Source organism: Nesterenkonia sandarakina (genome assembly GCF_014138825.1).
Lineage (GTDB): Bacteria > Actinomycetota > Actinomycetes > Actinomycetales > Micrococcaceae > Nesterenkonia > Nesterenkonia sandarakina.
On the sequence record NZ_JACJIH010000001.1, the window covers coordinates 2,985,110 to 3,002,985 of the forward strand.

17 protein-coding genes and 1 tRNA gene are annotated in these 17,876 nt (G+C 67.1%); 9 read left to right on the forward strand and 9 right to left on the reverse strand.

All coding sequences use genetic code 11. The features are described 5' to 3' along the window. The first annotated feature begins 32 nt into the window (after positions 1-32). Positions 33-2,171: an iron ABC transporter permease gene (locus tag HNR24_RS13675; protein WP_058887397.1), complete on the forward strand. Its 2,139-nt coding sequence runs from the start codon at positions 33-35 to the stop codon at positions 2,169-2,171. A gap of 78 nt (positions 2,172-2,249) precedes the next feature. Here the strand turns inward: HNR24_RS13675 and HNR24_RS13680 are convergent, their stop codons facing one another. Further along, positions 2,250-3,653, reverse strand: a complete 1,404-nt coding sequence (locus HNR24_RS13680) for a phosphomannomutase/phosphoglucomutase (RefSeq protein WP_375139282.1) — start codon at positions 3,651-3,653, stop codon at positions 2,250-2,252. 67 nt (positions 3,654-3,720) lie between these two features. On the opposite strand from HNR24_RS13680, the gene HNR24_RS13685 reads away from it, so the two are divergent. Further along, the gene (locus HNR24_RS13685) at positions 3,721-4,620 is read left to right on the forward strand and encodes a hypothetical protein (protein WP_182496025.1); all 900 of its coding nucleotides are present in this window, start codon (positions 3,721-3,723) and stop codon (positions 4,618-4,620) included. Positions 4,621-4,656: 36 nt separating this feature from the next. Then, the gene (locus HNR24_RS13690; RefSeq protein ID WP_182496026.1) at positions 4,657-5,466 is read left to right on the forward strand and encodes a DNA-formamidopyrimidine glycosylase family protein; all 810 of its coding nucleotides are present in this window, start codon (positions 4,657-4,659) and stop codon (positions 5,464-5,466) included. A 53-nt stretch (positions 5,467-5,519) separates the two neighbouring features. On the opposite strand, the gene HNR24_RS13695 is transcribed toward HNR24_RS13690, so the two are convergent. Continuing rightward, positions 5,520-6,131, reverse strand: coding sequence for a TetR/AcrR family transcriptional regulator (locus tag HNR24_RS13695; RefSeq protein ID WP_182496027.1), 612 nt, complete (start codon positions 6,129-6,131; stop codon positions 5,520-5,522). A 170-nt stretch (positions 6,132-6,301) separates the two neighbouring features. Here HNR24_RS13695 and HNR24_RS13700 point away from each other — a divergent pair, with 170 nt between their 5' ends. Beyond that, the gene (locus tag HNR24_RS13700) at positions 6,302-7,708 is read left to right on the forward strand and encodes an MDR family MFS transporter (RefSeq protein WP_182496192.1); all 1,407 of its coding nucleotides are present in this window, start codon (positions 6,302-6,304) and stop codon (positions 7,706-7,708) included. Between the two features lie 99 nt (positions 7,709-7,807). On the opposite strand, the gene HNR24_RS13705 is transcribed toward HNR24_RS13700, so the two are convergent. The 4 genes from HNR24_RS13705 to HNR24_RS13720 all read right to left on the reverse strand — a co-directional run bounded on the left by HNR24_RS13705 (position 7,808) and on the right by HNR24_RS13720 (position 9,985). Beyond that, complete coding sequence (locus HNR24_RS13705; RefSeq protein ID WP_179440777.1) at positions 7,808-8,011, reverse strand: hypervirulence associated TUDOR domain-containing protein; 204 nt, start codon at positions 8,009-8,011, stop codon at positions 7,808-7,810. A gap of 51 nt (positions 8,012-8,062) precedes the next feature. Then, positions 8,063-8,386, reverse strand: coding sequence for a hypothetical protein (locus HNR24_RS13710; RefSeq protein ID WP_058887391.1), 324 nt, complete (start codon positions 8,384-8,386; stop codon positions 8,063-8,065). A gap of 98 nt (positions 8,387-8,484) precedes the next feature. Beyond that, on the reverse strand, positions 8,485-9,858 hold the full coding sequence (locus HNR24_RS13715) for an MFS transporter (RefSeq protein WP_310735449.1): 1,374 nt from the start codon (positions 9,856-9,858) through the stop codon (positions 8,485-8,487). A 39-nt stretch (positions 9,859-9,897) separates the two neighbouring features. Next, a tRNA-Ser gene (locus tag HNR24_RS13720) sits at positions 9,898-9,985 on the reverse strand. A gap of 102 nt (positions 9,986-10,087) precedes the next feature. Here HNR24_RS13720 and HNR24_RS13725 point away from each other — a divergent pair. Then, positions 10,088-11,077 carry an NAD(P)H-quinone oxidoreductase gene (locus HNR24_RS13725; protein ID WP_182496028.1) on the forward strand — a complete coding sequence of 330 codons (990 nt, stop codon included), beginning with the start codon at positions 10,088-10,090 and terminating at the stop codon, positions 11,075-11,077. Between the two features lie 171 nt (positions 11,078-11,248). Continuing rightward, positions 11,249-11,677 carry a hypothetical protein gene (locus tag HNR24_RS13730; protein WP_310735450.1) on the forward strand — a complete coding sequence of 143 codons (429 nt, stop codon included), beginning with the start codon at positions 11,249-11,251 and terminating at the stop codon, positions 11,675-11,677. 53 nt (positions 11,678-11,730) lie between these two features. Here the strand turns inward: HNR24_RS13730 and HNR24_RS13735 are convergent, their stop codons facing one another. Next, entirely contained in the window at positions 11,731-12,177 is a 447-nt protein-coding gene (locus HNR24_RS13735; protein WP_182496029.1) for an NUDIX hydrolase, read from the reverse strand. Positions 12,178-12,245: 68 nt separating this feature from the next. Between HNR24_RS13735 and HNR24_RS13740 the strand changes: the two genes are divergently transcribed. Beyond that, positions 12,246-12,941 (forward strand): pentapeptide repeat-containing protein, encoded by a 696-nt coding sequence (locus HNR24_RS13740; protein ID WP_182496030.1) that lies wholly within the window; start codon positions 12,246-12,248, stop codon positions 12,939-12,941. Here the strand turns inward: HNR24_RS13740 and HNR24_RS13745 are convergent, their stop codons facing one another. Further along, a complete protein-coding gene (locus HNR24_RS13745; RefSeq protein ID WP_182496031.1) occupies positions 12,942-13,550 on the reverse strand; it encodes a putative glycolipid-binding domain-containing protein in 609 nt (202 codons plus the stop codon). A 62-nt stretch (positions 13,551-13,612) separates the two neighbouring features. Beyond that, positions 13,613-14,305: a hypothetical protein gene (locus HNR24_RS13750; protein WP_058887386.1), complete on the reverse strand. Its 693-nt coding sequence runs from the start codon at positions 14,303-14,305 to the stop codon at positions 13,613-13,615. A gap of 250 nt (positions 14,306-14,555) precedes the next feature. On the opposite strand from HNR24_RS13750, the gene HNR24_RS13755 reads away from it, so the two are divergent. Both HNR24_RS13755 and HNR24_RS13760 read left to right on the forward strand, forming a co-directional pair. Continuing rightward, positions 14,556-16,196, forward strand: coding sequence for a thiamine pyrophosphate-binding protein (locus HNR24_RS13755; RefSeq protein ID WP_058887385.1), 1,641 nt, complete (start codon positions 14,556-14,558; stop codon positions 16,194-16,196). A gap of 51 nt (positions 16,197-16,247) precedes the next feature. Continuing rightward, complete coding sequence (locus tag HNR24_RS13760) at positions 16,248-17,027, forward strand: cyclase family protein (RefSeq protein ID WP_182496032.1); 780 nt, start codon at positions 16,248-16,250, stop codon at positions 17,025-17,027. Positions 17,028-17,876: the final 849 nt, after the last annotated feature.

Genomic DNA, 17,876 nt, shown 5'->3' on the forward strand with positions numbered 1-17,876 from the left:
GACCTGATTTGCAGAGATTGAACTGACACGCTGTGACTGAGCTGAAGAGTGCCGCCCAGGCATCAGGCGCGCCTGCCCGCGAGCCCGTCCGGGAACCCCAGGGGTCCCCGGCGAAGGCGCGCGCCACCGCGCTGGGGACGCTGGTCCTCGCCGGGGTGCTGCTGGGGCTGCTTTCGGTGATCCACCTGACCCAGGGCACCTCTGGCACCTCGCCGGGAGACCTGCTGGCGGCACTCCTCAGCGCCGACGACGGCGAGTCCGCCTCCCAGCTGCGGGCCCTCGCTCTGGACTCGAGGCTTCCGCGGCTGGTGGGCGGGTTGGTGGTGGGCGCGGCACTGGGTATCGCCGGGTGCGCGCTGCAAGCGATGACCCGTAACCCGCTGGCCTCCCCGGACACCCTGGCGGTCAACGCCGGCGCGCACCTGGCGCTCACCGCGGCCGCGGCCTTCGGGATCTCGCTGCCGCTGCTGAGCTCCGCGGGGCTGGCCTTCCTCGGCGGCGGGGTGGCGGCCGGCGTCGTGCTGCTGCTGGCCGGATTCTCGGAGCACGCGCCGATCCGTCTGGTGCTCGCCGGCACCGTGGTGGCGATGGGTCTGGCCTCGGTGACCGCGGCGCTGCTGATGCTCTACGCCCAGTCCACCCAGGGGCTCTTCCTCTGGGGTGCTGGGACGCTGAACCTGGCGGGGCTCTCCGGGCTGCTGCCGCTGCTGCCGGTGGTCATCGCCGCGACCATCGGCCTGGTGCTGCTCGCGCGCAGCACCGATGTGCTCTCCCTGGGCGCGGACACCGCCCAGTCCATGGGCGTCAACGTGGCCTTGCTGCGCGGGGGCCTGCTGGTCTGCGCGGTGGCGCTCTCGGCGGCCGCGGTGACCATGGTGGGGCCGCTGGGCTTCGTGGGTCTCTGCGCCCCGGCGATCGTGCGGCTGCTCGCCTCCCGGGTCAGCCGCTTGGGCCGCTTCACCTGGGCGCTCACCGGCTCTGCGCTGCTGGGCGCGCTGATCGTGATCGGGGCCGACGTCGCCGTCCGCGCCCTGGTCTTTGCGGTGGCCGGTCCGAACCTGGCCGTGGCCATCCCCACCGGCGTGGTCACCTCCCTGGTGGGCGCGGTGTTCCTGGTGGTGCTCGCGCTGCGGATGCGCAGCGCCGGAGGCAATCAGGAGATCTCTGCGATGCCGCTGCCGCATGGGATCACGCTGAGCCGCCGGGTCACCCTGAGCATGGCCGCGGCGGTGCTGCTGCTGGTGCTCGCCGGGGTGGGTCTGCTGCTGGGGGACTGGTGGCTGCGCCTGGGGGATGTGCAGCTGTGGCTCTCCGGGGAGGCGGCGCGCGCCATCGAGATCACCCTGGACTTTCGCAGCCCCCGCGTGGCCGCAGCCATCCTGGCCGGGGCGGTGCTGGCGATCGCCGGGGCGCTGGTGCAGACCGTGACCCGCAACCCGCTGGCGGACCCCGGGATCCTCGGCGTGGCCGCCTCCGGAGGCGCCGGGGCTGTGGTCGCGCTGATCCTGTTCAACACCTCGGCGTGGACCATGTCCGCCGGAGCGACCGTGGGGGCGGTGCTCGCGGGTCTGGTGGTCTTCCTGCTCGCCGGATCACGCGGGAGCTCCCCGGAGAAGGTGGTGCTGGTCGGGATCGGAGTGATGACCGCCGCGCAGGCGATCACCCAGCTGCTGATCTCTTCCACGAACCCCTATAACCAGGCGATGGCGATCTCCTTCCTGGGCGGCTCCACCTTCGGAACCACCTGGAGCGACCTGGCCCCGATCCTGCTGATGCTGCTGCTCTCCATCCCGGTGCTGATCCTTCTGCGCCGGGAACTGGATCTGATCAGCATCGATGACCTGACCCCGCGGATCCTCGGGGTGCGGCTCTCCGGCGTGCGCGCCACCGCGCTGATCATTGGGGTGCTGCTCTCCGCCGTGGCGGTGGTCGGCGTCGGGGTGATCAGCTTCGTCGGACTGGCCGCGCCGCATATGGCCCGGATGCTGGTGGGCCGGGAGCACCGCTGGTTCCTGCCGGTGGCCGCACTGCTGGGCGCGGTGCTGGTCTCGGTCTCGGACACCTTCGGGCGCACCGTGATCGCCCCGGATCAGCTGCCCGCCGGTCTGGTGGTGGCTGTGCTGGGCCCGCCGTACCTGCTGTGGCTGCTCAAGCGCACCACGCGCAGCTGAGCTGGACCAGAACGCGCGGGGCCCGGCACCAGGTGCCGGGCCCCGCGCTGCTAGGAACAGCCGGTGATCAATCCGCGATCAGCTCTGGGTGACCAGTCCGAGGACCTCGTCGCGCACGGATTCCATCTGCTCGAAGCTGTGGGCCTCGCCGTTGAAGCGCAGGAACGGCTCGGTGTTCGACGGACGCAGGTTGAACCACCAGGTGCCGTCGGTGGCCCGGACGGTGAGTCCGTCCATATGGGAGATCTCCACGTCGCGGTCGGTGAACGCCGCCTCGACCCGTTCTGCGGCGCCGGCCTTGTCCTCGACCTCGGAGTTGATCTCCCCGGAGGCGGAGTAGGGGTTGAACTCGGCGGCGAGTTCGCTCAACGGACGGTCCTGGTGGCCTAGGGAGGCCAGCACGTGCATGGCGGCGAGCATGCCGGTGTCCGCGTTGAAGAAGTCACGGAAGTAATAGTGCGCGGAGTGCTCTCCGCCGAAGATCGCCTCTTCCTTCGCCATGACGGCCTTGATGTAGGAGTGCCCCACCCGGGTCTCCACGGCGCGGCCCCCGGCCTGCTCCACCACCTCGGGCACCGCCCGGGAGGTGATCAGGTTGTGGATCACCACGGGGGTGGATTCGCCTTCGGCCTGGGCGCGGGTGATCTCGCGACGGGCGACCAGCGCGGTGACCGCGGAGGGGGAGACCGGCTCGCCCAGCTCGTCGATCACGAAGCAGCGGTCCGCGTCGCCGTCGAACGCCAGACCGATGTCTGCGCCGGTCTCGCGCACCTTGGCCTGGAGGTCGCGGAGGTTCTCCGACTCCAGCGGGTTGGCGGGGTGGTTGGGGAAGCTGCCGTCGAGCTCGAAGAACAGCGGGGTGATCTCCAGCGGCAGCCCGGCCAGCAGGTCATCTCCGAGGACTGCCCCGGTGGTCAGCCCGGACATGCCGTTGGCGGCGTCGACGACGACCTTCAGCGGCCTGATCTCGGAGAGGTCCACCAGGGAGCGCAGGTATTCGGAGTACTGGGAGAGGATGTTGGTCAGCTCCACCGAGCCGGGCTCGTCCACGGCCGGGATCTCCTCGGCGTCGAGGTAGGCCTGGGCGGCGTCACGGATGTCTTCCAGTCCGGTCTCGGCGGAGAGCGGCACGGCGCCGGCCTTGGACATCTTCATCCCGTTGTACTGCGCCGGATTGTGGCTGGCGGTGAAGACAACACCGGGGGCGTCCATGGTGCCGGAGGCGAAGTAGAGCATGTCTGTCGAGATCAGGCCCAGCTGGGTGACGTTCGCGCCGCGCGAGGTGGCGCCCTGGGTGAACGCTGCGGTGAAGTCCCCGGAGGAGGCGCGCATGTCACCGCCGACCAGGACGGTCTGCCCGGAGAGGCCCAGGACGTCGACGAAGGCGGCACCCACGGCGCGCACCGAATCCTCAGTGATGGTCTCGTCCACAAGTCCGCGGACGTCGTATGCCTTAAATGAGGCTGAAAGATCAATAGTCACGCGCATTATCGTACGTGAGCGGGATTCATCTGGCTCGCGCTCAGGTGAAGCGACGTAGACTGGTGGTGTGGAAATACTGGTAGTGCTCGCAGTCGGTGTCATGTTGTTCCTGGGTATCCGCATGCTCATGCAGCGGCAGGCTCAGAAGCTCAATGACGGCATCAAGGACGCGGTGACCCCGGAGAACGCGCGCAAGGCCGCGCTGGCGCTCTCCGATGAGCAGCACCGCGAGGTCTACCGCGCGATCGGTGCCGAGGACGGCCGCCGCGCGCTGGCGATCTTCAAGCAGTCCACCGGTGCGCCGATCAAGGACTGCATCATCGCGGTCCAGGCGCTGCACGCCTACCCGCAGCAGTCGCCCTCTGAACTGCGCGCCGCAGATGAACTGGGCGGGTCCGACGACGCCGGCTTCGGTGCCCACGACCGCAGCGCCGCTGATCGCGATGTTCCTGAGGATGAGGTCCTTGACGGCGAGCTGGTCGAAGACGTCATCGACGGGGTCCGCGACGACGCCGGCTCCTCGGATCGCCGCTCTGCGGAGCGGGATCCCTCCAAGCCGCTGGGCGAGGCCGACCCACAGACCGGCGAGATCATCGGGGAGAACCCGCAACAGATCCCGAACATCCCGGGCGGCGCCAAGAACGATGCCGAGGCTCCCCACGATGTGGACGCCCGCGCCAAGCGTCTGATGGAAGAATCCGGGTTCAATCCCGAGGATGAGCTGACCATCCCTGCGGACTGGGACACCGATGAAGAAGAGATGGCCGGCTTCCACCTCGAGGTCCAGCGCGGGGACGAGAAGATCACTCTCTCCCACGATGATCTGGAGCCCTGGGTCCACGACCAGCTCTACGCGCTGCTCCGCGATGACCTGGTGGATGAGGCTGCCGAGCTGCTCTCCACCCATTCCCCGCTGACCAAAGAGGAAGCCCGCAAGTTCCTCGTGGTCTTCAAGAACCAGACCTGACCTCGCGTTCCACGGAACCGCTGACGGAGACCTGACGTGCCCGAGGGAGATACCGTGTTTCGGCAGGCGGCCGTGCTGCACGCCGCTCTCGGTGGGAAGGTGCTGACCTCGAGTGACTTCCGGGTGCCCAGCTACGCCACGGTGGATCTCTCCGGGAGGACCGTGGAACGGGTGATCGCCCGCGGCAAGCATCTGCTGATGCAGTTCGGTGATCTCACGGTGCAGTCCCACCTGAAGATGGAGGGCACCTGGCACGTCTACCCCCGCGATGAGCAGGGCGGACGTCCCCGATGGCGCCGTCCGGCGCATACTGCGCGCTGCGTGCTGCGCACCCAGGACCAGGAAGCCGTGGGCTTCTCGCTGGGGGAGCTCAGCGTGCTCTCGCCAGCAGAGGAGGCGGAGCGACTCGCTCATCTGGGGCCCGACCTGCTGGGTCCGGATTGGGACGCTGCGGAAGCCACCCGGCGGCTGTTCTCGGCACCCCAGCGCAGCATCGGTGTGGCCCTGCTGGACCAGCGCAACCTCGCGGGCGTCGGCAACGTCTTCCGCAGTGAGATCTGTTTCCTCGCGGGAATCCTGCCCACCCGGCCCGTCGAAGAGGTGGCCAATCTCGCCCGGGTCATCGAGCTCAGCGAGAAGTTGCTGACCGTGAACCGGCTTCGCATCCGGCGGTGCACCACCGCCAACCCCACCTCGGGGCCGCCGTACTGGGTCTACGGGCGCGGCGGGAAGCCCTGCATGCGCTGCGGGACCCGGGTGCGCAAGAGCGAGCTGGGCGAGGGGGAGCTGCGCAAGGCCGCGGTGGCCGACCGGGTGATCTACTTCTGCCCTTCCTGCCAGTCTTGAGCGTCACTGGCGAGTTCTGCCCCGGGTGGTCCTGAACTCCGGCAGTACGGGATTCAGGACGGTGCAGGATCTGTGCGCGGGAATGTGGTGAACGCGATGTCCAGCGCGTCGAGCATCTCAATGTCGCCCTCGTGCTCGGCCCAGTGCGAGAAGGCAGTGTCGAAGCAGGTGAGCCCGGCGTGCACCAGCACGCGGGCGCGCAGGTCGCTCCAGCCCGCAGGCCCCTCCAGCGCCGGGAGCAGAGTGGGAATCAATGATTGTGCCAGGTTCATCTGCTGTTCCAGGTGACCTGCACGCAGGGTGTCGCTGGTGTTGACCACCCGCAGCAGCCGGGACCAGCGGCCACGTTCGGTGCGGATGCTCTCCGCCGCGTGGCGCAGTGTCAGGTGCAGTGCCTCCCAGGGACCCACCCGGGTCAGGTGGTCCTCCAGCAGTGCCGGCAGATCAGCGCTGGTCGGGGGCAGATCACCGAAGAGCACGTCTTCCTTGGTGCTGAAGTAGCGGTAGAACGTCCGTGGTGAGATGCCCGCCGCGGACGCGATCTCATCCACAGGGGTCCGGTCGTAGCCGCGTTCTTCGAAGAGGCGCAGCGCCACATCTGCCAGCTCTCCGCGCAGCGCGCCACGGGCTCGTTCTCTGATGCCGATGGCCGGTGACTCCTCCATGTGTCCAGTCTAACGTCCACTTTTGGCAGACTCTGCCACGATAGTCATATAGTGTCTTTTCGTGGCGTCGCGCAAGACCGCGCCCGTCTCCCGTGATTCAGCCAAGGAGTTCCGCAGTGGCCGTCAGCACCCAGACCGAAGCTCGACCAGAAACGATCGATCCCCGTGGGATGCGCGTCATCTGGCTGCTGCTGATCTCCGCATTCGTCGCGATCCTCAACGAGACGACCATGGGCATCGCCATCCCACAGCTGAACGTGGAACTCGGCATCGCCCCCACACTCGGGCAGTGGCTGACCAGCGCCTTCATGCTGACCATGGCCGTGGTCATCCCGATCACCGGCCTGGTCCTGCAGCGCTTCAGCACCCGCGGGGTCTACCTGACCGCCATGACCCTGTTCACCATGGGCACGCTGATCTGCCTCGTCGCCCCCGGCTTCGCTGTGCTGCTGCTGGGCCGCATCGTACAGGCCTCGGGCACCGCCATCATGATGCCGCTGCTGATGACCACCGTGATGAATGTGGTGCCGGAACACTCTCGCGGACGGATCATGGGCCGGGCCGGCATTGTGATGGCGCTCGCCCCCGCCGTGGGCCCCACGCTTTCGGGTGTGATCCTGGATTCGCTGAGCTGGCGCTGGATCTTTGGACTGATCCTGCCCATCGCCGTGATCGCGCTGCTGATCGGCGCGAAGTGGATGTTGAACCTGGGGGAGTCTCAGTACCGCCGGATCGACGTGGCCTCGGTCATCCTCTCCGCTCTGGGCTTCGGCGGCGCGGTCTTCGCGCTGAGCCAGCTCGGCAGCGCCCACGGGACCGAGTCCGCAGAGACCCCCACCAGCCTGGTGGCGCTGATGCTCGGCGCCGCAGCAGTGGCGCTGGTCCTGTTCGTGTGGCGTCAGCTGCGGCTGCAGCGTCGCGAGCAGGCGCTGCTGGATCTTCGGGTGTTCCGCTCGGTGAACTTCACGATGGCGGTCGTGGTGATGTCCGTCCTGGCGCTGGCGATGTTCGGCAGCCTGACCCTGCTGCCGCTCTACCTGCAGAACGTCGTCGGCCTCTCGGCGACCCAGGCCGGACTGATCGTACTGCCAGGTTCCGTGGTGATGGGCGTCCTCGGGCCGATCGTCGGTCGCATCTACGATGCCCGCGGCCCCCGGCCGCTGCTGATTCCCGGGACGATCCTGGTCTCCGCCGGCCTCTGGTCCTACTCCATGGTCGGGGAGGACACCTCGGTCGCGCTGCTCACCAGCATCCAGATCGGGATGTCCTTCGGTCTGGCGATGTCCTTCACCCCGCTCTTCTCGGCCTCGCTGAGCGCGCTGCGGCCGAGCCTGTACTCCCACGGCTCCGCGGTGCTGAACACCTTGCAGCAGGTGGCCGGCGCCGTCGGCGTGGCGGTCCTGATCACCACCATGTCCCGGGTCGCCAGCCAGGAGTCAGGTTCCCTCGGCGAGATCGCTGCCCAGGCCTCCGGAGCGCAGTCGGCGTTCATGATCGCAGGAATCGTCTCCCTGGCGGCTGTGGCAGGGGCGTTCTTCGTGCGGTCACCTTCGCGGATCGCGGCCAACCAAGCCTGAGCGTGCAGGCCTGAGGAGACAGACCTGACCGCCCGGCCCTGACCGAACCAGACCCGACCGCCCAGGACTGACCCTGCGGCCGGGCCTGGTCCGGAACGGCTAGCCCTTATCCAGTGCCTTCTCGTGGTGCGCGGCCTCGGCGCCGGTCTTCTCGGATTCCACCAGGTAGACCGGGTCCTCGGAGGACGCCCGGAAGGTCTGGCCCTGGTGCTCCAGATCCTTGGTGTGCTTGCTCTTCACGGTCCCGTGGGTCTTGCCCTGCGGGGTGTTCCAGGAGACCTTGTCGCCTTTGCTGAATGCCATGGGGTGTGCCTGCTCTCTGCTGCGGTGGAGGATCAGTGCTGCGGTGGATGATCAGTCGGCGTCGTCGAACTTCTCGCGGTTGGCCCAGGTCTCACCGGGGTCTCCGCCCCAGGCGTCCCACGCGACGCGACCCGGAGTGGGGTATCCGTTCTCGCCGTGATGGAAGCCCTCGGCGTCGCGGTCCACGGTGTGCCGGGCGAAGTACTGGCGCATCTTGTGGATGTGCTCCAGCGGAACCTCGGCGCCCTCGGCGAGCTCCTTCGCCCGGTTCCGGCCGGTGTCGGTGAATCCCTTCCCGGCCTTTCCTTCATCGATCCAGCTCAGTGCCCGCTGGGCGGCATGCTGGACGTCCTGCGGGGGCGTGTGACCGGTCATGGGTGACCTCCTGGGTAGGGTCTGCTCAGGTGTCACTGTACTGCGCGCGCGGACCCTGTCACCGGTACGTTGCGGCTCAGCGATCGCTCTGGGATCACTCAGCGACCCGAAGACCGGCGACGCCGGCTGAGCAGCAGCACCGCCAGCAGCGTGGAGAGCAGGTAGACCCCTGCCACTGCGATCCAGCCCAGCGTGAATCCTCCCGCGGAGCTGACCAGCAGGCCCATCCCCAGCGGTCCGATCGCGAAGCCGGTGAACATCCCCGCCGTGACCACCCCGGAGGAGGAGGCCATCTTCGTCGAGGGGATGCTGCGCAGCAGCACGCTCATCAGCACCACCGAGACCCCGAGGGCGGAGGCGCCGTGCAGGACCACCGCGGTCCACAGCAGCGCGGGCCAGCCGGTGGCATCGGCGCCGAGGAACGCGCCGACGCCGGCCAGTGCGGTCAGTGCCAGGACCAGCAGCAGCAGCGGTCCGGAGGCGCCCCGGGCCATCACCCGGGCCCAGCCGATCCGGGCGGTCACACCGACCACACCGGCGACGGCGGCCGTCGCCCCGCCCAGGACCAGCGAGAAGTCCAGCTCTCGGACCGCGAACAGCGGCAGGTAGACGTTGGTCGCCTGCACCCCGATCCCGTTGAGGCAGCCGAAGGCCGCCAGGGCCCAGACCGCCGCGGAATGACCGCGCGGCGCCGCGGGGCGGGGCTCGGAGGTCTCGCTGCTCGCGCCGGAGTCACTGGGTGTATCGGACCCGGGTTTGGATCCGGGCGCCCCGGAGGTGCCGGGGCCGCCGGCGGCGGGGGAACTCGCGGCGTCGCGGCGGGGGTGCAGCGGCGGGACCCTGCGCAGGATCCGCCAGGTCACCGCCAGCAGGACCAGCGGCACCAGGGCCGCGAGCAGCGCCGTGCCGCGCCAGCCCAGCAGCACCGCCAGCAGCGGGAAGCTCAGGCTGGCCACGAGCTGGCTGACCTGGACCCCGGACTGTTTCACCCCCACCCAGCCGATCCGTTTGCTGGCCGGGACCCGCTCCAGCAGGATGCGGTTGGTGACCCCGTTGGGGAAGGACTGCGCGATGCCGGAGAGCCCGGCGGCGATCACCAGCACCAGGTAGCCGCCGGGGACCCCGGCAAGACCCAGGGCGAGCGAGGCGATCAGGAAGATCACGGTCATCAGCGCGAGATCTGAGTGCCGGTCGGCCAGGCGTCCCAGCGTGGCATTGCCCACGGCGGCGCAGGCGAAGCAGACCGTGGCCAGCAGCCCGAACTGGGCCTCATTGATGCCGAGGTCGGTGATGATCTCCTCGCTGGTGGCGCTCAGCCCATAGAGCAGCAGCGGGCCGACGGCCACCGCACCGAGCAGCACGCTCAGCAGTCCGGGACCGGCCGTGTCCTTGCGCATCCGCACCTCCGACTCACCACCGGTGTCCGCGTGCTCGGTGCGGGACGCAACTCGGGAGACCTGCTCGGGAACCACTGTGGGGCCCCGTTCTCGGGACCCCACCTCATCATTGAGCGGAGCGCGTGGGATTCGAACCCACGGTACGGGGTTGCCGCACACTGGTTTTCAAGACCAGCTCCTTCGGCCGCTCGGACAGCGCTCCTGGACTTCTCAGCCCTGATGGAGCTCCCCAGCGTTTCGTGGAAAACTCCAGACACAGACTATACGTGAGTCCCAGAGCCGGATCGAGTTGAGGAGCGTGCGCATGCGAGCAGTCCAGTACCAGGACGCCGGAGGTCCCGAGGTGATCAGCCTCACCGAGCAGCAGGATCCCACTCCTGGCACCGGTGAGGTGCTGATCGAGGTCGCCGCAGCCGGGCTGAACCGGGCCGATGTGATGCAGCGCCTCGGGGTCTATCCGCCGCCGAAGGGAGCCTCCGAGACCCCCGGGCTGGAGGTCTCCGGCCACGTCGTCGCCGCAGGGCAGGGCAGCGGCGTCGCGGTGGAGGAACTGGTCGGGAAGCAGGTGGTCGCGCTGCTGGCCGGAGGCGGCTACGCCGAGAAGGTCACCGTGGACGCCCGGCACGTGCTGCCGGTCCCGGCCGGGGTCAGTCTCACCGACGCCGCGGGCCTGATCGAGGTCGCCGCCACGGTGCACTCGAATCTGCGCGGGGAGGCAGGAGTCCGGCCAGGAGACACGGTGCTGGTCCATGGCGGCACCGGAGGGATCGGGTCCTTCGCGCTGCAATACCTGCGCGCTCTGGGGGTCCAGGTGCTCACCACGGTCGGCTCGGCGGAGAAGGCGAGCCTCGCCGTCGAACTCGGAGCCGATCAGGTGATCAACTACCGGGAGGAGGACCTCGCGGCCAGGATCCAGGAGCTCACCGATGGGCGCGGGGTGGACGTGATCTTCGACGTCGTCGGGGCGAAGTATCTGGAGACCAACCTGCGCTCCCTGGCCACCGCCGGTCGGCTGGTGATCATCGGGCTCCAGGGTGGGCGCAGCGCCGAGCTGGACCTGGGTCTGATGCTGGCCAAGCGGCTGCGGATCATCGCCACCACCTTGCGCGCCCGGGACGCCGAGGCCAAGGCCGAGATCGTCCAGGCCGTGGGGGAGGAGATCTGGCCGCTGATCGAGTCCGGGGACATCGCCGTCCAGACCGACCGGACCTTCCCGCTGGATCAGGCCGCCGCCGCCCAGGAGTATTTCGACTCCGGCAGCCACACCGGCAAGATCCTGCTCACCACGCAGTGACCCCTCCCGGGCCGCTCGCCGGCGTTGAGCGGCGGATTCCACGACCAGTTGACCGGGTTCTCGGGCCGAAACAGCCGCAGAATCCGCCACTCAACGCGTGGGGGAGACTGCTACGGATCATGAGGCCACGGTGCCTGGCCGAAGTCCGGGTTCGATAGACTCACCGGCATCATGATGAAGCTCTTTCCCCGCCGCCGCCGCGCCCGCCGCCTGGACAAAGAGCTGGGCAAGGGGCTGTGGCGGCAGGCCCACGACCGCTACGTGCGCGGGTTGGATCGGTACCACCAGGTGATCGACGGCGTGAAGGACGACGCCACCTACAGCCAGCTGGTGCTGATCGGCGACGAGCTTGCCGAACGGCTGGACACCGTCTACGAGCTCTGCCGCAGGGCGCAGATCAGCCACTTCAGCGACGGCCTGCAGGTGCCTGGTGGAGCCACCAAGCTGCATTCCTCGCTCTCACGGGCCGCGAACCACCTGGCCACGACCGCGGAGGCCGCGGCCATGGTGCGCCTGGGTCACGGGGAGCTGGTAGCGGTGCGTCGCCGGGCCGATCAGGTCAAGGAGGCGCTCAAGGACGCCTCCGACGCGGCGGTCTGAGCAGCGGCTGACCCGGTGAGCTCAGCCATGGGACAGCGGGGGTTCAGCGTGGGTCAGCGCGCGGCGTCGGTCAGCAGACCAGCGAAGCGGCGCCCGACGTCGACCAGCGACACCCGGTGCAGGGCGTCGATCTCGGGGTGGCTGAACCAGCGCACATCATCCGTGGACCCCTCCGGCTCCACGGTGAGTGAGCCTCCCGTGACCCGCGCCCGGTAGATGATGCGCAGATTCTGCAGCGGCGTGCCGCGCTCGCTCGGGTGGATCCGGCGCTCACCGGGGATGATGAAGTTATCGATCCCCAGCAGCTCCTGCACCTCGGCCTGATAACCGGATTCCTCGAAGACCTCACGGACGACGCCGTCGGCAGGGTCCTCGCCCGGGTCCAGCCCGCCGCCGGGCAGCGTCCACCCCTTGGCGGTGCCGCTGACATGCCAGTGCGGCAGCAACATCCGCCCATCCTGGTCCGTGATCACGGCATAGGCAGCTACTCGAAGTTCCATCTTGGCACTGTAACACCGGGCCATGTCTGAGCACCGGGCTAGGCTGGGCGCGACTGAGAGGCAGACTGATGCGATCGACTGAGGCCCCGATCCCCGCTCCGAAACACCAGGCCACGAAACTCCAGGCCCCAAAATTCCGCACCCCGCGACTGGACCAGCTCGAGATCGGCAGCGCCGCGGAGCTGCAGCGCACCGGTCAGGGGGATCATCTGATCCTTCAGGACGCCGACCTCACCGGGGTGGATCTCTCCGGAGGCAGGCTCACCGAATGCCGACTGCGCTCGGTGACCTTGGCGGAGGCGGACCTCTCCGCGGCCTCGGTGGCGGAATCCCATTGGGAGCGGGTGAGCGCACCACATCTGAAGGCTCCGCGGTCCACCTGGCGCGACGTCGTGATCGAGGCCAGCCGGTTCGGGGTCGCGGAGCTCTACGAGACCGGCATCACCGGCCTGGTGCTGCGCGGGTGCAAGCTGGATCTGGTGAACCTTCGCAGCGCCGTGCTCAGCGATGTGCTCCTCGAGAATTGCACGATCACCGAGCTGGACATCTCCGGTGCCCTCGCCACCCGCATGAAGTTCTCCGAGTGCACCGTGGAGACCCTGGAGGTCGGTCACGCCCGGTTCAAAGATGTTGATCTGCGTGGCGCTCAGCTGAGCCGGATCGTCGGACTCTCCGGGCTCAAGGGTGCGGTGATCAGTGAGGAACAGCTGGTCCAGCTGGCCCCTTCGCTGGCCGAGCATCTGGGCCTGGTGCTGGCGGGCTGATCACTCGTCGCTGGAGATTCGGTGGGCCAGCGTGGGGTAGTCGATGACCAGTCCATAGGAGTCCACGGTCAGGTCTGCGCTGAAGTCGCCGCGCAGAGTGCTGTACTTCACCAACCGGCGCTCATCGGTCCATTTCGAGGCGTAGACCTGCTCACTGCGCTGCACGCGCAGCGAGGGCATCTCCACCCACGCCATGACCAGGTGGGTGGAGGGCACGTCTCGGTCCAAGAGACCAAGCCTGCGGATCGGCATCGTGTTGGTGACCGGACACAGACCAAGATCACAGTCGATGGCGTCATCCAGGGTGGCGGGCTCCTCCAGGCCCGGCGGGGGCAGCTTGGTGTCGCCCCGGCCGCCGGACTCGGTAGACCACCGTCCCGACTCGGCGCGGGTGAGCTCCAGCCAGCGTGACCACCCGAACCCGCGGGTGGTCACATGCAGTGATCGCGTCGTCCAGTCCTCGCCGATCTCGAGCTCCCAGCTCGAGCTGAAGTGGCGCGCCTGGGAGCCTCCGACGGCGTGCATCGAAGTCGAATCCATCTCGACGCAGGCGTGGTCGAGCCGGTCGGGATCATCGATGCCGGACCAGGTGAGCAGGTGACTAGTCATTCACGCAGTCTTATGCGCGTTCCGGTCGGATTCAAGAGGCAGGGCCCCGGCAGTACAACCTGTCAGAGGAGTGAGGCAATCCGTTCATCCGCCAGGGTCGCGAACTGCTCAGTCTGTTCGCCGTCCGGGGTGCCGAACGCCTCCATCATCGTGATGATGTTGAGGGTGTCGCCGTGTCGCCAGACGACCATGTCCATGGTCATGTCCACCAACTCATTGGCAGCATCGATGCGGACGGCAACGGTCTCATCACCCAGCAAAGGGAAGGACAGGGGGGTAGGGCGAAGCGTCATCGGGCCTTCGTCGGTCTCCTCGGTCCACTCCTCGCAGCCGTCCAGGGCGTCGGCGAAGTCGGTGAGCACTCGAGCGGCTTCGTCGTCCTCGTACTCCAAGATGGAGTGGCCCAGCAGTGGGCCTAAGTCTCCTGCCGAGAAGTCGGCACTCACCTCTCCGGCCGGTTCCACTTCTTCGATCAGCTCCGCGCCGCAGAGCGTGGCGGAGTCGCTGTCGTTGCCAGTGGCCTCGACGGTATCTGTAGTCCATCCGGTCGGCATGTCATCCAAGGTGAGAAGCGCAGCCTCGAGATCGACGTCCCTTGACGCGGACTGACTTTCCTCGCTGTCCTCTGCCCCGGCGTCTGATGCATCCGAAGCGGGAGCATCCACCGTGCGGGCTCGCTCATCCTCGTCCTCACCGCAACCACTCAGCACGAGAGTGAGTGTCGCCAAACTGGCGATAAGTGCTTTTCGACTCATATCTTTACCTTGCATCTGTCTGTTCGCGAACCGAGTAGACCTAGGGCATCTCGCAGTTATGCATCTTCCTATAGTTGTCATCCTAGCCGCAGAAGAACGCTTGTCGAACAACTTTGAATCCGCTTTAGCATCCCTATTTTTGAAAGACCTGCCTAGCAGTCCCTCGTCAGAGTCGTAGGCTGGCCCTCGGGTACCCGTCCGCCGGTCATGGAACAGGGCACGACCGCTTTTCCGCGAAGAAGGAGATCAGATGACGACCGTCGCAGAGCAGGTCGGCGCATACCTGGCCCGCCTTGGTGTGGGCCACGCATTCGGAGTTGTCGGCAGCGGCAATTTCGTCGTCACCAACGCGCTGCGTGAGGCGGGAGTCCCCTTCATCGCAGCCAGGCATGAAGGAGGTGCGGCGACCATGGCGGATGCCTACTCACGAATGAGCGGTCAGGTCAGCGTGCTGAGCCTGCACCAGGGCTGCGGCTTGACCAACGCCGGCACTGGGATTGCTGAAGCCGCGAAATCGCGCACCCCGATGGTCGTGCTGGCCGCCGAGGCCGCCGCCCACCAGGTTCATTCCAATTTCGCTATGGACCAGAGCGGCTTCGCCGGCGCTCTGGGCGCCGAGGCTGAGCGCGTCCACTCCGCGGAATCGGCGCTCGCAGACACGCTTAGGGCATACCGGAAAGCCCTCAGAGATCGCCGCACTGTGGTGTTGAACCTTCCCCTGGACCTCCAGGCAGCAGTGGCGGTCGGAGCGATCCCGCAGCTCGGCGTGGATCCCTGTCCCGAGATCGTGCCGACCCAGGACGAGCTTGAGCCGCTCATAGCGGCGATATCGCGGAGCGAACGGCCGGTGTTCCTGGCTGGGCGTGGTGCACGCGGGGCGAAACGGGAGATCGCGTCCCTGGCTCAGGCGACCGGGGCGCTGCTGGCGACCAGCGCCGTCGCCAAGGGGCTGTTCAACGACGATGACTTCAGTCTCGGCATCTCCGGGGGCTTCGCATCGCCTCTGAGTGCAGAGTTGATCAGCAACGCCGACCTGATCGTGGCGTTCGGCTGTGCCCTGAATATGTGGACCACCCGGCACGGGAAGCTCATCGGTCCGGACACTGTGGTCGCGCAGGTAGACGTGGAGGACTCCGCGCTCGCGGCGCATCGGCCGGTGGACATTCCGATCCTCGGCAGTTCTGCCGCCGTGGCCAAGGCGCTGCTAGAAGGGTGTGGTGACCGGGAGAAGCTCCGCTACCGCACCCGTGATGTGCAAGAACGCATCGCTGCCAGTGCGCGCTGGGATCAGACCTCGACCGAGGTCCTTGGCTCTCACGGTCAGAGTGTGGATCCGCGGGAGCTCTCCAGGGAGATCAATCGTATTCTTCCCGCCGAGCGCATCGTCAGCATCGACTCCGGAAACTTCATGGGGTACCCCAGTCAGTACTTCGACGTCCCGGATGAGTTTGGATTCTGTTTCACCCAGGCGTTCCAGTCGATCGGACTCGGCCTGTACACCGCGATCGGGTCAGCTGTGGCGCAACCCTCGCGGATGCCGGTTCTGGGAACGGGAGACGGCGGCTTCCTGATGGCCGTGCAGGAACTGGAGACCGCTGTGCGTCTGAAGCTGCCACTGGTCGTGGTGGTCTACAACGACGCCGCCTACTCCGCCGAAGTCCACCACTTCGGCCGGGAGCAGGACCTGACGACGGTGACGTTCCCCGATACGGACATCGCCGCGATCGCCCGAGGATTCGGCGCCCAAGGATTCACCGTCCGCTCCACGGACGACCTCGCGCCGCTGCGTGAATGGGTCGCGTCGAACCCGGATGGACCAATGGTGATCGACGCGAAGATCGCAGACGATGGAGGCTCCTGGTGGCTGGCAGAGGCTTTCAAGGGCCACTGACGCTCCGATATCCTCACCAGCAGCGTCCCGACCAGAAAAAGGTGGAACCACATGACCGCAGTCAACGCGCTGATCGCTGGGCTGTCCGAGAACTCCGTGCGCATCGTTGACCTGACAACTCCGCTGTCCGCCTCAACGCCGACGTTGAAGCTGCCGGAGCCCTTCGTCAACCTGATCGACTTCAGCTTGGACAAGGTTGCAGAGTACGACGCACCAGGTCCGTTCTGGAAGCACCACAACATCCACACCGGCGAGCACGTGGGGACCCATCTCGATGCACCGGTCCACTGGATCTCAGGAAAGGGCGGTCACGATGTGGCCTCGATCCCGCCCGAGCGACTGATCGGGCCGGCCGCCGTGCTCGACATCAGGGCGCAGGTCGAGCAGGATCCTGACTTCCTGCTGCAGATCGATGACATCCGCGCCTGGGAGAGCGAGCACGGTCCGTTGCCGAAGAATGGCTGGCTGCTGCTGCGCACCGGCTGGGACCGCTTCTCCCAGGACCAGGAAGCGTTCCTCAATGCCGACGAGACCGGCTCGCACACCCCTGGCATCTCGGCTGAGGCAGCCCTGTGGCTCGCGGAAGAGACCTCGCTCTCCGGCATCGGTGTGGAGACCGTCGGGATCGACGCCGGCCGCGGCGCCGAACTGGACCCGCCCTTCCCGGTCCACTATCACCTGCTGGGTAATGATAAATACGGGATCACCTCGCTGCAGAACCTGGACAAGCTGCCGGCTGTGGGGGCGATGCTGGTGGTCGCTCCGCTGCCGATCGTGGAGGGAACTGCAAGCCCGTCTCGGGTCTACGCGCTCCTCCAGACCTCTGACTAGCGGCGAAGAGCCCTGGGGGATGACGGGCTAAGGGGACCTGCCGACGGGCACTGAGTACTCCCGGCTGGTTAAGGTTTTCCCCGACGGTGTTGGCCGCTTATTGGGCCAGGATCACATCGCGGGTAATCTCTGCCTGGCCGAGGTGTTGGCTGAGTTCTTCCAGAACTCGGAGCCGAACGCCGTCGTGGGTTGCGTAGGCGGTGGTGCTAGCGCACAGGTCATCCAGCGTTGGATCATGAACAACCCCCGGGCAGTGGGAGTTGCCCTTAACGCAATCGGTCTCGGTAGCCTCTCCGGAAGCTCTTCGCAAGCCTCGGCAAGCATCGAGATTGCGGATGAAGGTCGATTCGCTACTCTGGCAGCCTGACCGACGGAAAGGAGCGTCATGTCCATGACTGAGACTCAAGACCCGACGAAACGCACGTTTTGGACTACCTGGCAGGTATTCGTAGGAGTCCCGGGGATCTTCCTCATCGGATGGATGTTCTTTGGACCTGAAGAACTAGCCCTCACTGGCGGTCAGGTCCTCGTCGCCTGGTTGACGATCTTCGCCGTTGCCACGGTGGCTGGTCTAATTCGTAGCAGGTCCGCGAGATGACCCAGTTTCAAGAAGAGAGGCCCTGCTCGGTTGAGCAGGGCCTCTCTTCTTGTGTGCTGACTACATCTCGAGCGTAGTCGTGGATTCCGGGCTGTCGGTTAATCCATCAGAACCATCAAAGCTCAAGCTCAGAACCTTTTCTGGAGCCGCCTGCCGGAATCGAACCGGCGACCTATTCATTACGAGTACGTAATACTGCCCCGCCTGAGTAGGGGGTTTCTTTAAAACTGCACGTCAGCGCGGTTGAGTGC